Source organism: Streptomyces sp. NPDC052910, assembly GCF_055585605.1.
In genome coordinates this window covers 565,385-579,670 of record NZ_JBVJJR010000002.1, presented here as the reverse complement: position 1 = coordinate 579,670, position 14,286 = coordinate 565,385, and the positions used below count along the sequence as shown (strand labels likewise).

Here is a 14,286-nt window from a genome sequence, read left to right as displayed (position 1 = left end):
ACTCGCCCTTGACACTCAAACAAGGCCCCTCACAGACTGACCGAGGTATGAATTCGGAACTCTGAATAACGGGGGCTGAGCTTCCGGGATGAGTATTTTCCTCGACGCCGCGTCGGGTAAGGACACCCGGCGGGCGCCCATATGGATCATGCGTCAGGCGGGGCGATACCTGCCCGAATACAACGCACTCAAAGAGCGCTACGGCTTCTGGCACATGTGCCGTGACCCCGAGGTGGCGGCCGAGATCACCATGCTGCCCCTGCGACGCTTTCCGCTGGACGCGGCGATCCTTTTCAGCGACATCATGACGCCGCTCGCCGACATGGGCGTGGAGATCGAATTCGCCCCCGGCCCGGTGATCACCCGGCCGGTGCGCACCCTGGCCGACGTGCGGCGGCTGCGCGTGCCGGGGCCCGAGGGCACGGCGCCCTTCGTCGCCGACGCCGTCCGCGCCGTGCGCGAGCGCTGCCCGGTACCGCTGATCGGCTTCGCCGGGGCGCCGTTGACGCTGGCCGCCTACCTGGTGGACGCGGGCGGCGCCGCCGACGGCCACGCCGGCTTCCGGGCCTGGCTGCACGCCGAACCCGAGGCCGCCCGGCTGCTGCTGGACCGGCTCACCGACGTCACCATCGACTACCTGCGGGCACAGATCGCCGCCGGGGCACAGGCCGTCCAGCTCTTCGACAGTTGGGCCGGCTCCCACGCGCCCGCCGTCTACGCCGAGTTCGGGCTGCCCCACACCCGGCGCGTGCTGGCCGCCCTGGACGGCCTCGCGGTCCCGCGGATCCACTTCGCGGCCGGCGCCCACCACCTGCTCGGCCACATCGCCGGCCTGCCCGCCGAGGTCGTCGGCGTCGACTGGCGGACCCCGCTGTCCACGGCCCGCCGGGCGCTGCCCGGCCGGGCCCTCCAGGGCAACCTCGACCCGGCCGTGCTCGTCCACCGCCCCGAGGCCCTGGCGGACCGGGCGCGGACCGTGCTGCGGGAGGGCCTGGGCGGTCCGCACATCTTCAACCTGGGCCACGGCATCCGACCGGACACGCCCATCGGGCACGTCCGGCGCCTCGTCGAGACCGTGCAGGGGTTCGACCGGTACGCGGAAGCCGGCGGAGACGGCGAAGAGGACGGGACGGACGACGGAAAAGAGGTGCCCGCATGACGACACGACGGGACCAGGCGCTGGCGCTGATGCTCGACGCGCAGGCCGCGCTGATCCGGGCCCTGGAGGAGTGCGACGGCGAGTGCGACGGCCACTCCCGGTTCGCCGCCCACGACTGGGAACGGCCCGGCGGCGGGGGCGGCTGGGCCCGCGTCCTGGAGGACGGCGCCGTGTTCGAACGGGCCGGGGTCAACGTGTCGGCCGTCCACGGCGACCGCGTCCCCGACGCCGTCACCGGCCGGCACGACATCGACCCCGAGGCCGGCTTCTTCGCCACCGGCCTGTCCACCGTCCTCCACCCACGCAACCCCTGGGCTCCCGCCTTCCACGCCAACTTCCGCTATTTCGAGGTCGGCCCGGCCGGCGGGAGCGGCGCGGGCGACGACGTCTGGTGGTTCGGCGGCGGCGCCGACATGACGCCGGCCTACGGCTTCGAGGAGGACGCCCGGCACCTCCACCGGACCCTGAAGGACTGCTGCGACGCCTACGATCCGGACTTCTACGACCAGGCCAAGAAGAACTGCGACAGCTACTTCCACCTGCCCCACCGGCAGGAGACCCGGGGGGTGGGCGGCATCTTCTTCGACCACCTGCGTCCCGCCGGGCCGGACGGCTGGGACCGTGCCTTCCGGTTCGTCGCCCGCGGGCTGGACACCCTGATACCCGCCTACTTACCGATCGTCCGCCGGCGCATGCGCACCCCGTACGGCGAACGCCAGCGCCGCTGGCAACTGCTGCGCCGGGGACGGTACGTGGAGTTCAACCTGCTCCACGACCGCGGCACCCGGTTCGGGCTGGAGAGCCGCGGCAACACCGAGGCCATCCTGATGTCCCTGCCGCCGACCGCCTCCTGGGGCTTCGACCTCACCCCGGAACCCGGCAGCGAGGAAGAGCGGCTCGCCGAGTTCCTGCGGCCACGCGACTGGCTGGCCGCCGGCACGGTCGGGGCGGCGCGATGACCGTCGTCGTCACCGGTCTGAGCCACCACACCGCCGCCCACCCGGTACTGGAGCGGTTCGCGCTGACGGCCTCCCAGGCCACGGCCCTGCTGGGCCTGCTGGCCCGCTCCCCGGCCGTGGCCGAGGCCGTCGTCCTGGCCACCTGCAACCGCGTCGAGGTCTACCTGGAGTCCGACCGGCCCGACCGCGCCCTCGACGACACCGCCCACGCGCTCGGCGAGATCACCGGCGCACCCGCCGACGACGTCCGCCCCCTGCTCTACAGCCACCGGGGCCCGGACGCCGTCGCCCACCTCTTCCACGTCGTCAGCGGCCTGGACTCGATGGCGCTCGGCGAGTCCCAGATCCGCGGCCAGGTCCGCGCCGCCTACCGCCTCGCCACCGACCACGGCACCGTGGGACCGGTACTCCACGACCTCTTCCAGCACGCCCTGCGCACCGGCAAACGCGTGGAACACGCCACCGGCGTCGGCCGCGCCGCCGCCGACCTGGTCGGCGTCGCCCTCGACGCGGCGACGGACCTCCTCGGCCCGCGCCCCCACCACCCGGCCGTGGTCGTCGGCGCGGGAGCGCTCGGCTCGCTGACCGTGGCCGCGCTGCGGCGCGGCGGGGGCGGGACGGCGGGCGGGTTCCCGGGGACGGCGGCCGGGCCCGTGCCCGCCGGGAGTACCCGGGCGGTCGGGCCCGCGCCGGCCACCCGCACCGTCGGCGAGATCGTCGTCGTCAACCGCGGCCGGGAGGCCGCCGAGCGGCTCGCCGGGCGGTACGGGGCCCGGGCCGCCGGCCTGGACGAACTGCCGGAACTGCTCGGCCGCGCCGCACTCGTCGTCGCGGCGACCGGCGCCGGCCGGCCGGTGATCACCGCCGGACTCGTCGCGGCGGCCCGCGCCGACGGGCCCCCGCACCCGCTCGTCCTCGTCGACCTCTCCCTGCCGCGCACCGTGGAACCGGCCGTCGCCCGGCTGCCCGGCGTCCGGCTGGTGGACCTGGCCGGCCTGGAGGCCCGGCTGAAGGAGGCGTCGGCACGGGTGCCGGTGGACGAGGCGCGGCGCATCGTCGCCGAGGAGACCGCCGCGTTCCTGGCCGGACGTCACCAGGCCACCGTGGCCCCCCTCATCGTCGCCATGCGCAACAACGTCCTCTCCATCGCGGAGGCCGAGATCGACCGGCTGCTCGTCCGCACCCCGGCCCTCGCCGACCACGTACGCGGCGAGGTCGCGCGCACCGCCCGCCGCATCGCCGAAAAGATCGTCCACCGGCCCACCGTCCGCGTCCGGGAGATGGCCGCGCAACCCGGCGGGCACGCCTACGTCGCCGTCGTGCACGACCTGTTCGGCGCCGCCGACCAGCCCGAGCCGCCCGGCCCCGCGACCGGCCCGGCCGGAAAGGAGACGCCATGACACCGGGGACCCCGGCCGCGTACCGGCTCGCGGCGGCGGACCACGGCGGCGCCGTCGGACGCACCACGCTCCGCATGGGCACCCGGCGCAGCGCGCTCGCCCTGGCCCAGTCGTCCGCCTTCGCCCGCGACCTCCGACAGGCCACCGGCGTCCGGGTGGAGACCGTCGGCATCACCACCGAGGGCGACACCAACGGCGCCCCCCTCACCGCCATGGGCGGCACCGGCGTCTTCGTCCAGGCCGTACGGGCCGCCCTGCGCGCCGGGGAGATCGACTTCGCCGTCCACTCCTACAAGGACCTGCCCACCGCCGGACCGGAGGACGTCGTGGTCGCCGCCGTCCCCGTCCGCGAGGACCCACGCGACGCCCTGGTCACCGCCGACGGACACCCCCTGGACCAACTGCCCGCCGGCGCCCGCGTCGGCACCGGATCACCCCGCCGGGCCGGCCAGCTCGCCGCGCTGCGCCCCGGACTGGAGGTGGTACCGCTGCGCGGCAACGTCGACACCCGCATCGGCCGGGTGCGCGACGGCCGACTGGACGCGGTGGTACTCGCCGCGGCGGGCCTCGCCCGGCTCGGCAGACTCGGCGAAGCGGCCGAACTCTTCGCCCCCGACCGGCTCGTCCCCGCCCCCGCGCAAGGAGCCCTCGCCATCGAGTGCCGCGCCGACGACACCGCGCTCGCGCTGCTGCTCGGCACCCTGGACGACCCGGTGACCCGGACGGCGGTCAACGCCGAACGCGCCGTCCTGGCGGAACTGGAGGCGGGGTGCAGCGCTCCGGTCGGGGCCCACGCCCGGCTGTGCGGCCCCTCGGTGCTCGATCTGTGCGCCGTCATCACCGCGCTGGACGGACGGCGTCGTACGTTCCGTCGGGTCGAGGTTCCTCTCGACGCGGCTGTCGCCGTGTCGGCGGGGCGGGAACTGGCGCGGGTGCTGCGGAAGGGGCACGAGGGGGGTGGGGGGTAGGGGCCCCGGTCCCTCCCTTTCGCCGTTTCCGGGGGGCTGCGCCCCCAGACCCCCGCTTGTCGCCCGGGCGCCGATTTCAGCCCGTCCGGCGTTTGAGGACAACCGCGCGGAGCGCGGTTTCGGGGGGTGCGGGAGCGCAGCCCCCAGGAAACGGCGAAAGGGCGGGACCGGGGCACCCCACCCCCCCCCGCCCGCCGCACCGCCCATCGGGCGATTCCCGCCGGACTCCCCCCGGCAGGGCGCCCCCGGCGACCGCTCACCGGTGAGGATGAGGGCTTGACGTCGTTCAAGCCACCCCCGGCGAGGAGACCCCGTGCCCCAGCCGGCCCCCGCCGCCACCCCCACCCCCGTGCTGCGCGTCCGCGGCGTGCACAAGGCGTACGGCCGTCACCCCGTGCTGCGCGGCATCGACCTCGACCTGCCGGCCGGCTGCATGGCGGGCGTCGTCGGCGAGAACGGCTCGGGGAAGAGCACGCTGCTCCACGTCCTCGCCGGGCAGACGCGACCGGACCGGGGGACGGTCGACTGCCCGGGGCCGGTCGGCTACTGCCCGCAGGAGACGGTGCTCAACCCGGCGTTCACCGTGGACCAGCACCTGGAGCTGTTCCACGTCGCCTACCGCCTCCCCGACCCGCGCCGGGCGTACGAGCTGCTGGACGCGCTGCGGTTCACGGCCTACCGCCACCACCGCGTCGGCGCCCTCAGCGGGGGCACGCGGCAGAAGCTCAACCTCGTCCTCGCCCTGCTGCACGATCCGCCGCTGCTCCTGCTCGACGAGCCGTACCAGGGCTTCGACTGGGAGTCGTACCAGCGCTTCTGGGAGCTCGCGGGCGAACTCCGCGCGGCGGGCCGTTCGTTCCTCCTCGTCTCCCACATCGCCTACGACACCGCCCGGTTCGACCGCCTCTGGCGGCTGGAGCACGGCCGGCTGGCCGAGGGGAGCAGGCCCGGGGCAGGGACCGGGCCGGGGGCGGAGGGGTGACGATGCCGCCCACCGCCTGGACGTACTTCTCCACCGCGGCCCGCTACGCGCTGGTCGAGCACGTCCGCAACCGGCTCGCCCTCGTCCTCGTCGTGCTGTTCGTCCCCCTGTGGATCTCGCTCGGACACGCCGTCGTCGACCCCCACGAGGTGCGCTTCCCGCTGCGGACCACGCACGGGACGGTGACCGCGCACGGCAACGACCTCGGCAACATCACGGGCGCCCTCAACGCGGTCACCCTCATCGTCGGCTTCATGATGTTCTCGGTGACGTTCCGGGCGGCCGGCTTCGACCGGCGGCTGGCGATGGCCGGCTACCCGCGCCGCCACCTCATCGCCGCCAAGTTCGCGGCCCTCGTCGTCGTCGCGGCGGTGACCTGCGCCTACGCCACCTGCGCGGTCTGCTTCTACTGGTCGCCCCGACGGCCCTGGCTGCTCGCGCTCGCCCTGGCCTGCGGGGCGCTGACCTACGGCGGGCTGGGGGTGATGCTCGGCGCCCTGTTCCGCTCCGAACTCGCGGGCATGCTCCTCATCATCATGACCAGCATCATCGACACCGGTCTGCAGAGCCCGCTCGCCAACCCGGTCGCCGACGACGACGTCATCCGCTACCTCCCCTCCTTCGGTGCCATGCAGGTCGCCATGACCGCCGGCTTCCGCGACGCGATCCCGCTGCCGTACCTCCTCCTCGGCCCGCTCTGGTTCGCGGGCGCGCTCCTCGTGGCGGCCCTCACCTTCCGCTTCCACACCCGCGACCGCCGGAACGCCTTCCCGGACGGGTGACGGGCGGAGCCGGCGGGGAGCCGGGCGCATGGCGGGACGCCGGGGTGGGCAGCACCTGCCCGGTACCGCAAACCCGTTGCCATCCCGACATGCCGGTAGACATCCGCTGAGGGGGCCGTGAGCGCGCGGGTGGCCGGGCCGGACCGGTGGGGCGTCCGGGTGCCGGACTGCGCGGCGTCGAAGACGTGGCGACGGGCCGGGCGAGCGGGCGTCCGGGTCGGGAGATGCCCGCCGGCGGACGCGGGCCGGCCGCCCCCCGCCGGACACGCGGGCGTTCCGGGTCCGCGTGCCGGGGCCCGGGGTCTGGTAATCGTGCCCTCACCACCGTCTCCTCGCGCCGCTCGCATGGCCGGCCGGGGCCCGGGTAACCGGGGGGCGACCCGGGACGAGCAGGGAGGAGCAGCGATGCCGGACAGGGCCCGTATCGCCGCCGTGGCCGAGCTGCCGGTGTGGTGGGCGGGGCTCATGCTGCTGTGGATGGTGCTGATCGGTTCCGTGGACGTGCTGGAAGTCGGGGTCGGGGCGGTGGCCGCGGCGGCGGGGGCGTGGGCGGCCAGGGCGGCGCGTCGGGCGGCGGAGCGGTGAACGGGTGGCTGGCGGGCGCCGCTCTGCTGATCGTCGGCGGGCTCGGCCCCTGCCTGTGGGGCGCGGCGACCGGGGGGACCGGGCGCCGCATGACCGCCCAGAACACCGCCACGCTGCTGCTGTGCCTGGTGTTCCTGCTGCTCGCCCAGGGGTACGGCCGGCCCGCCTACGCGGATCTCGCGCTCGTCGTCTCCGTGCTCGGGCCGGCGGGCACCCTCGTCTTCGTCCGGCTCTTCGCGACCGCTTCCGATGACGAGACCGGTCACGGTGGGGCCAGGCGGGGTGAGGCGGGCCATGGCGAAGCCGTCGAACCGGCCGGTGCCCGCCTGATCAGGCCCCTCGTCACGGCGGCCACCCTCGCCACCGTCGTCCCGCTCTGCGTCGTCACCGGACCCGGCCGGGCCATGGCCAAGGTGCTCGTCGTCGGCGTGCTGCTGCTCGCCGGGGGAGCGGTCACCAGCCGGGCGGTGCGCGGTGGATGACGTCCTCGGCGGCCTCGCGCTGCTCTTCGTCGCGGTGGCCGCCACCGCGGCCGTCCTCAACCGGGACCCCGCCCGGCAGGCCCTCGTCCTGTCGCTCCTCGGCCTCGGGCTCGCCCTGCTGTTCACGGTGTTCCAGGCGCCGGACGTCGGCCTCTCGCAGCTCGCCGTCGGATCGGCGATCACCCCGCTGATGATCCTGCTGACGGTGCGCAAGGTGCGGCGGATCCACCGGGCGCGGCAGCGGGAGGACGGAAACGGCGCCGGCGGGGGGACCCGGTGAGCCGCCGCGCCCGGCTGTGCGTCCTGGCCGTGGGGCTGCTCGCCACCGCCGCCCTGTTCGTCGCCGCCTGCCTCGAACTGCCGCGCTTCGGCGGCGACCGGCACCCCTACGGCGACCGCGCCGTCCACGCCGCGCTGCTCCGGCACACCGCCAACGCCGTCTCCTCCGTCAACTTCGACCAGCGCGCCCTGGACACCCTCGGGGAGGAGAGCATCCTGTTCGCCTCCGTCCTCGGGACCGTCGTCCTCCTGCGGCAGACGAGCGACGAACGCCGGACCCCTCCCGCGCCCGCGCCCGTACCGCCCCTGACGCGCCGTTACGGGCTGCTCCTGCTGCCCGTCACCCTCCTCATCGGCCTCTACGTCGTCGCCCACGGCCAGCTCAGCCCCGGCGGCGGCTTCCAGGGCGGCGTCGTCGTGGCCACCGCCGTGCACCTGCTCTACATCGCCGTCGACTACCGCGCCCTGGAACGCGTCCGGCCCCTCGGGCCGTACGAGGTCGCCGACGCCGCCGGGGAGGCCGCGTACGCCCTCGTCGGCGCGGGCGGGCTGCTCGCCGGGGCCGCGTACCTGGCCAACGCGCTGCCGTACGGCACGTTCGGCACCCTCGCCTCCGGCGGCACCGTCCCGCTGCTCAACGCCGCCGTGGGCGTGGAGGTCGCCGCCGCCGTGGTCGTCCTGCTCGCCCGGTTCCTCGGCCAGGCCCTGGAGATCGAGGGCGCCGAGGACGGGAAGGGGAGCGCGGCATGAGCGTCCTGCCCTACCTCACCGCCGGCTGGATCTTCCTGGTCGGCGTGTACGGCATGGCCACCAGCCGCGACCTCGTGCACGCCGTCGGCTGCCTGGCGGTCACCCAGTCCTCCACCTACGTCCTGCTGCTCGCCGTCGGGTACCGCGACTGCGGTACCGCGCCCGTCTTCTCCGACATCCCGCCCGGCTCCCGGCCCGTCGTCGACCCCGTCGTGCAGGCCCTCGCCCTCACCGACGTCGTCGTCGGCGCGACGGTCACGGCGCTGCTGCTCGCCCTCGTCGTGCAGGTCGCCAAACGGCACGGCACCACCGACCCCGACGCCCTGTCCGAACTGAAGGGCTGACCCGGTGGAACGGCTGCTCCCGCTGATCGTCGTGGTGCCGCTGCTCGGCGCGGCGCTCCTGGCCGGCGCGGGCCGGCGGATGCCCCGGCCGGTCGCGGAGACCCTCGGCTGCCTGTGCGCCGCCACCTCCGCCGGCCTCGCCGTGGCGGCCCTGTCCGGCGGGCCGTACGTCGTCTGGGCCGGCGACTGGCGGCCCGTGCACGGCCACGGGGTGGGCATCGTCCTCACCGGCGACCGCACCGGCACCGGCCTGGCCGCCCTCACCTCGCTGCTCGTCGTCACCGTCCTCGCCTACGCCTGGCGCTACTTCGACGAACCGCCGCGCGGCCACACCGGCGCCTTCCCCGCCCTCATCCTCCTCTTCCAGGCGGGCATGTGCGGCTTCGCCCTCACCGGCGACCTCTTCGACGCCTTCGTCTTCTTCGAGCTCATGGGCGTCGTCGGCTACGCCCTCACCGGCTACCGCGTCGAGGAGGCCCGGCCCGTCCAGGGGGCGCTCGCCTTCGGCTTCGTCAACTCGCTGGGCGGCTACGCCAGTCTGCTCGGCATCGCCCTGCTCTACGCCCGCACCGGCGAACTCGGCATGGCCCAGGCGGGACGGGAACTCGACGCGGCCGGCCGGCACGACGCCCTGGTCCTCGCCTCCTTCGTCCTCATCCTCACCGGGCTGCTGGTCAAGGCCGCCGCCGTGCCCTTCCACTTCTGGCTGCCGGACGCCCACGCCGTCGCCCCGACCCCCGTCTGCATGCTGCTCTCCGGCGTCATGGTGGAGATGGGCGTCTACGGCGCCGCCCGCGTGTACGCCACGGTCTTCGCCGGACCCGGCGGCGTCCCCGCCGAGGACTTCCGGCGCGCCCTGACCGTCCTCGGCCTGCTGACCGCGCTCACCGGCGCCGCCCTGTGCTGGCAGCAACGGCACCTCAAACGGCTGCTCGCCTTCTCCACCGTCGCCCACACCGGCCTGTTCCTCGCGGGGCTCGCCGCCCTGGAACCCGAGGGTGTCACCGGTGTGTTCCTGTACGTGCTGGGGCACGCGGGCGTCAAGGCCGCCCTCTTCGCCTGCACCGGCGCACTCCTCGACCGCTACGGGAGCGTCGACGAGCACCGGCTGCACGGCCGGGCCCGCGAGATGCGCGGCGTCGGCGCCCTCTACGCGGCCGGCGGGCTCGCCCTCGCCGGGCTGCCGCCGTTCGGGACCGCGCTCGGCAAGGCGCTGGCCGAGGAGCGGGCCGCCTGGCTTACCGCCCTGTACGTCGTGGTGTCGGCGGTGACCGGCGGCGCGGTACTGCGCGCCGCCGCCCGTGTGTTCCTCGGCGCGGGCCCGCGGGAGGAGGACGACTGCGGCGCCCCCGAGACCACCGGCGACCAGGAGGAGCCCGAGACCGACCGCCGGGTGCGCCGCCTGCCGTCGCTGATGGCCGCCGTCGCCGCACTCCTCCTCGCCGGCTCCCTCGCCGTCGGCACGGTCCCCGCCCTCGCCCGCGGCGCGGCCGGCGCCGCGCACGCCTTCACCGACCACGCCGGCTACGCGGCGACCGTGCTGGACGGCAGGCATGCCGCGCCCGGCCCGGGGCACCCGTACGCGTGGTGGAGCCTGACCGGAGCGGGCCTCGGCCTGCTCTCGGCCGTGCTCGCCACCGGGCTCGCGGCGCTGGGCGTGCGCGGCGCCGTCCCGGCCCGGCGGTGGGCGGCCCCACTGCGCCGGCTGCACTCCGGGCACGTCGGCGACTACGTGGCGTGGGCGGTGGCCGGCATCGGGCTGCTGTCGGCGCTGACGCTGTGGCCGGGCGGCTGACCGGCCGGGTGGGCGGGTGCCCCCGATCGGGCCCCCACGCCCTGCGGTGCCCCACGCCGGGTGCCACGGTGGTCGTGGACGACCGGTGGCGCGCCCGGCCCGCCGAACGGAGGGAGAGCCGATGACGGACGGACGGGCGACAGGGAAGACGGGGGAGACCGGGAAGGCGCGGGAGGCGGACGAGAAGGCGCTGAACGCGGCGCGCCGGGCGCTGGCGCGGCGTGTCGACGGCGAGGTGCGCTTCGACGCCGGCAGCCGCGGCGCGTACTCCACCGACGGGTCCAACTACCGGCAGCCGCCCCTCGGCGTCGTCCTGCCGCGTACCGTCGACGCCGGCGCCGAGGCGGTCGCCGTGTGCGCCGAGTACGGCCTGCCCGTCCTCTCCCGCGGCGGCGGCACCAGCCTCGCCGGCCAGACCACCAACCGGGCCGTCGTCATCGACTGGTCCAAATACTGCCACCGGCTCGTGTCGGTCGACCCCGAGGCCCGCACCTGCGTCGTGGAACCCGGCATCGTCCTCGACGACCTCAATCGGCAACTCGCCCGGTACAAACTGAAGTTCGGCCCCAAGCCGTCCACGCACGGCCAGTGCACCCTCGGCGGCATGATCGGCAACAACTCGTGCGGCGCCACCGCCCAGGCCTACGGCAAGACCGTCGACAACCTCCGCCGCTTGGAGATCCTCACCTACGACGGCCTGCGCTGCTGGACCGGCCGCACCACGGACGAGGAGTACGAGCGGATCCAGGCCGCCGGCGGCCGCCGCGCCGAGCTCTACCGGGGGCTCCGCGGCCTGGCCGAGCGCCACCTCGCCGAGATCCGCCGCGGCTACCCCCGCATCCCCCGCCGCGTCTCCGGCTACAACCTCGACTCCCTCCTCCCCGAGAACGGTTTCGACGTCGCCCGTGCCCTGACCGGCAGCGAGGGCACCCTCGTCACCGTGCTGCACGCCGAGATCGACCTCGTCCCCGTACCGGACGCCGCCACCGTCGTCGTCCTCGGCTACGACGACATCTGTGCCGCCGCCGACGACGTCCCTCGCCTCCTCGGCCTCTGTCGGCCCGACCAACTGGAGGCCATCGACCACCGCATGGCCCAGTTGATGCGCGAGGAGGGCGCCTACCTCGCCTCCCTCGACCGGTTCCCCGCCGGGGACAGTTGGCTCCTCCTCCAGTTCACCGGCGACAGCACCGAGGAGACCGACGAGAAGGCCCGGGCCCTGCTGCGGGCGATCGACCGGACCGAGGACGACCCGGACGTCGCCCTGTCCGACGACCCCGAACGCGAGCAGGAGATGCTCAAGGCACGGGAGGCCGGCCTCGGCGTCACCGCCCGGCCGCCCGACGACCGCGAGACCTGGGAGGGCTGGGAGGACTCCGCCGTCCCGCCCGAGCGACTGGGTGACTACCTGCGCGACCTCAAGAAGCTGTTCGCCGAGTTCGGGTACGAGAGCGCCTCGCTCTACGGGCACTTCGGCCAGGGCTGCGTCCACACGCGCGTCCCCTTCGGCCTGCGCACCGCCGAGGGCGTCGCCGACTTCCACCGCTTCCTGCACCGCGCCGCCGACCTCGTCCACGCCTACGGCGGCTCCCTCTCCGGCGAGCACGGTGACGGACAGGCCCGCGGCGAACTGCTCGTCCGCATGTTCGGCGAGCGGCTGGTGGGCGCCTTCGGGGAACTCAAGCGGCTCTGCGACCCCGACAACCGGATGAACCCCGGCAAGGTCGTCCACCCCTACCGGGCCGACGAGAACCTGCGCCTCGGCCCGCTCTGGCGGCCCTCCGTCGAGGACACCCACTTCCGCTACCCGCACGACGACCACGAGTTCGGCCGCGCCGTACTCCGCTGCGTCGGCGTCGGCAAGTGCCGCACCAGCACCGGCGGCGTCATGTGCCCCTCCTACCGCGCCACCCGCGAGGAGGAGCACTCCACCCGCGGCCGGTCCCGGCTCCTCTTCGAGATGCTCAACGGCCACGCGGACTCGACCGTCACCGACGGCTGGCGCTCCACCGCCGTGCGCGACGCCCTCGACCTCTGCCTGGCGTGCAAGGGCTGCAAGTCCGACTGCCCGGTCGGAGTGGACATGGCCACCTACAAGGCCGAGTTCCTCGCCCACCACTACGCCGGCCGGCTCCGCCCGGCCGCCCACTACGCGCTCGGCCGGCTCCCGCTGTGGGCCCGGCTCGCCCGCACCGCGCCGCGCGCGGCCAACGCGCTGCTCCAAGCCCCGGGCGTGGGCGCCGTCGGCAAGCGCCTCGCCGGAGTGGCGGGGGAGCGGGAACTCCCGCTCTTCGCCGAGCAGTCCTTCCTGGAATGGTGGCGGCGGCGGAGTTCACCCGCCACCCCCGCCCCCGGCGCCCCGCCCGGCAGCGTGCCCGACCCCGCCGACCCCCGCACGGTCCTGTTGTGGCCCGACACCTTCACCAACCACTTCCACCCGAACGTCGCCCGGTCCGCCGTCCGGGTCCTGGAGGACGCCGGCTTCCGGGTCGTCGTCCCCGAACGGCCCGTCTGCTGCGGCCTGACCTGGATCTCCACCGGGCAACTGGACACGGCCCGGCGGGTGCTGCGCCGCACACTGGAGGTCCTCGGGCCGTGGCTCGCGGCCGGCACGCCCGTCGTCGGCCTCGAACCGTCCTGCACGGCCGTGTTCCGCGCCGACGCGCCGGAGCTGATGCCGGAGGACCAGGACGTGCGGCGGCTCTCGGAGCAGTTCCTCACCTTCTCGGAGCTGCTGGTCAACCGGGCGCCGCACGACTGGCGGCCGCCGCGCGCGGCCCGTACCGCGCTGGTCCAGACACACTGCCACCAGCACGCGGTGCTGAAGTTCGACGCCGACCGGGAGCTGATGAAACGCGCCGGGCTGCACGCCGACGTCCTGGACGAGGGCTGCTGCGGCCTCGCCGGCAACTTCGGCTTCGAGCGCGGCCACCACGAGGTCTCGATGGCCGTCGGCGAACAGGGCGTCCTGCCCGCCGTCCGCGCCGCCGGACCCGCGACGTACGTCCTCGCCGACGGCTTCAGTTGCCGCACCCAGATCGAACAGGGCGGCACGGGCCGCCGGGCCATGCACCTGGCCGAGGCGCTCGCCCTCGGCCTCGACGGCCCGGCCCCGGCCGAACACCCGGAGAAGCTGGGCGCCCTCCGGCCGGACCACCGGCGGAAGGACGCGTGGGCGGTGACGGCGGGGCTCGGCGCCGTGGTGGCGGGGGCGGCCGGGGCGGTGACGGCAGCGGTGCGGGGGGCGGGCCGGGGACGGGGTGTCTGAGAGCGACAGCGGGCCGGGGTTGGGCCGGGGACGCGGTGTCTGAGGGCGGCAGCGGTGCGTGGGTCGGGGCCGTGGTGCCTGACGGTGGCCGTGGTGCGTGGGGTGGGCCGAGGCCGCGGTGTCCGACGGGGGTCCTGACGCGGGGATCGGGCCGGAGGTGCGGCGTCCGGCAGTGGCCGCGGTGCGGGACCGCGGCCACCGTGCGGGTCAGATGGAGAACACGCCGTGGTCGTACCAGCCCATGCCGCTCTGCTGGTCCCACCAAGCGCTCCACATCCTCCCGTTGCTCCCCGCCCAGAAGACGTCGAGGTGTCCGGAGGTCCGGGCCACCGCCGTGACCCCGCCGCCCGGGACCGCCGGGACGGGGAACCGGGCGGCGATGGGGAACACGCCGTGGTCGTACCACCCCATGCCGGGAATCTGGTCCCACCAGGCACTCCACACCTGGCCGTCGGCGCCGATCCAGAAGACGTCGAGGTGGCCGCTGGTGCGGGCGACGGCGGCGACGCCGGTGCCGGGCGCGGCGGGTACGG

The 14,286-nt window shown here is 75.2% G+C and carries 13 protein-coding genes and 1 pseudogene; 13 read left to right on the top strand and 1 reads right to left on the bottom strand.

Annotated elements, in window-relative coordinates; all coding sequences use genetic code 11:
- Positions 1-88: 88 nt before the first annotated feature.
- From hemE to ACZ6X9_RS08240, 13 genes are all read left to right on the top strand, one after another.
- Positions 89-1,159 (top strand): uroporphyrinogen decarboxylase, encoded by a 1,071-nt coding sequence (hemE, locus tag ACZ6X9_RS08300; RefSeq protein ID WP_469777136.1) that lies wholly within the window; start codon positions 89-91, stop codon positions 1,157-1,159.
- Positions 1,156-2,118 carry an oxygen-dependent coproporphyrinogen oxidase gene (gene hemF / locus ACZ6X9_RS08295; RefSeq protein WP_469777135.1) on the top strand — a complete coding sequence of 321 codons (963 nt, stop codon included), beginning with the start codon at positions 1,156-1,158 and terminating at the stop codon, positions 2,116-2,118. Before hemE ends, hemF begins: the two co-directional genes overlap by 4 nt.
- Positions 2,115-3,518 carry a glutamyl-tRNA reductase gene (locus tag ACZ6X9_RS08290; RefSeq protein ID WP_469777134.1) on the top strand — a complete coding sequence of 468 codons (1,404 nt, stop codon included), beginning with the start codon at positions 2,115-2,117 and terminating at the stop codon, positions 3,516-3,518. The genes hemF and ACZ6X9_RS08290 overlap by 4 nt, the downstream gene beginning before the upstream one ends.
- Before the next feature lie 74 nt (positions 3,519-3,592).
- Positions 3,593-4,486, top strand: coding sequence for a hydroxymethylbilane synthase (hemC, locus tag ACZ6X9_RS08285; protein ID WP_469777653.1), 894 nt, complete (start codon positions 3,593-3,595; stop codon positions 4,484-4,486).
- 313 nt (positions 4,487-4,799) lie between these two features.
- Positions 4,800-5,468: an ATP-binding cassette domain-containing protein gene (locus tag ACZ6X9_RS08280; protein ID WP_469777133.1), complete on the top strand. Its 669-nt coding sequence runs from the start codon at positions 4,800-4,802 to the stop codon at positions 5,466-5,468.
- 2 nt (positions 5,469-5,470) lie between these two features.
- On the top strand, positions 5,471-6,250 hold the full coding sequence (locus ACZ6X9_RS08275) for an ABC transporter permease (RefSeq protein ID WP_469777132.1): 780 nt from the start codon (positions 5,471-5,473) through the stop codon (positions 6,248-6,250).
- 405 nt (positions 6,251-6,655) lie between these two features.
- Positions 6,656-6,835 (top strand): hypothetical protein, encoded by a 180-nt coding sequence (locus ACZ6X9_RS08270; RefSeq protein WP_469777131.1) that lies wholly within the window; start codon positions 6,656-6,658, stop codon positions 6,833-6,835.
- Positions 6,832-7,317 (top strand): monovalent cation/H+ antiporter complex subunit F, encoded by a 486-nt coding sequence (locus tag ACZ6X9_RS08265; RefSeq protein ID WP_469777130.1) that lies wholly within the window; start codon positions 6,832-6,834, stop codon positions 7,315-7,317. Before ACZ6X9_RS08270 ends, ACZ6X9_RS08265 begins: the two co-directional genes overlap by 4 nt.
- A complete protein-coding gene (locus tag ACZ6X9_RS08260; protein ID WP_469777129.1) occupies positions 7,310-7,597 on the top strand; it encodes a Na(+)/H(+) antiporter subunit B in 288 nt (95 codons plus the stop codon). The genes ACZ6X9_RS08265 and ACZ6X9_RS08260 overlap by 8 nt, the downstream gene beginning before the upstream one ends.
- Positions 7,594-8,346: an MnhB domain-containing protein gene (locus tag ACZ6X9_RS08255; RefSeq protein ID WP_469777128.1), complete on the top strand. Its 753-nt coding sequence runs from the start codon at positions 7,594-7,596 to the stop codon at positions 8,344-8,346. Before ACZ6X9_RS08260 ends, ACZ6X9_RS08255 begins: the two co-directional genes overlap by 4 nt.
- Positions 8,343-8,690, top strand: coding sequence for a sodium:proton antiporter (locus ACZ6X9_RS08250; protein ID WP_469777127.1), 348 nt, complete (start codon positions 8,343-8,345; stop codon positions 8,688-8,690). The genes ACZ6X9_RS08255 and ACZ6X9_RS08250 overlap by 4 nt, the downstream gene beginning before the upstream one ends.
- Positions 8,691-8,694: 4 nt before the next feature.
- Positions 8,695-10,485 (top strand): complex I subunit 5 family protein, encoded by a 1,791-nt coding sequence (locus tag ACZ6X9_RS08245; RefSeq protein ID WP_469777126.1) that lies wholly within the window; start codon positions 8,695-8,697, stop codon positions 10,483-10,485.
- Positions 10,486-10,606: 121 nt separating this feature from the next.
- Complete coding sequence (locus ACZ6X9_RS08240) at positions 10,607-13,753, top strand: FAD-binding and (Fe-S)-binding domain-containing protein (RefSeq protein WP_469777125.1); 3,147 nt, start codon at positions 10,607-10,609, stop codon at positions 13,751-13,753.
- A gap of 207 nt (positions 13,754-13,960) precedes the next feature.
- Here ACZ6X9_RS08240 and ACZ6X9_RS08235 read toward each other — a convergent pair.
- Positions 13,961-14,286 (bottom strand): annotated as a pseudogene (locus ACZ6X9_RS08235) (hypothetical protein); the annotation flags it as partial.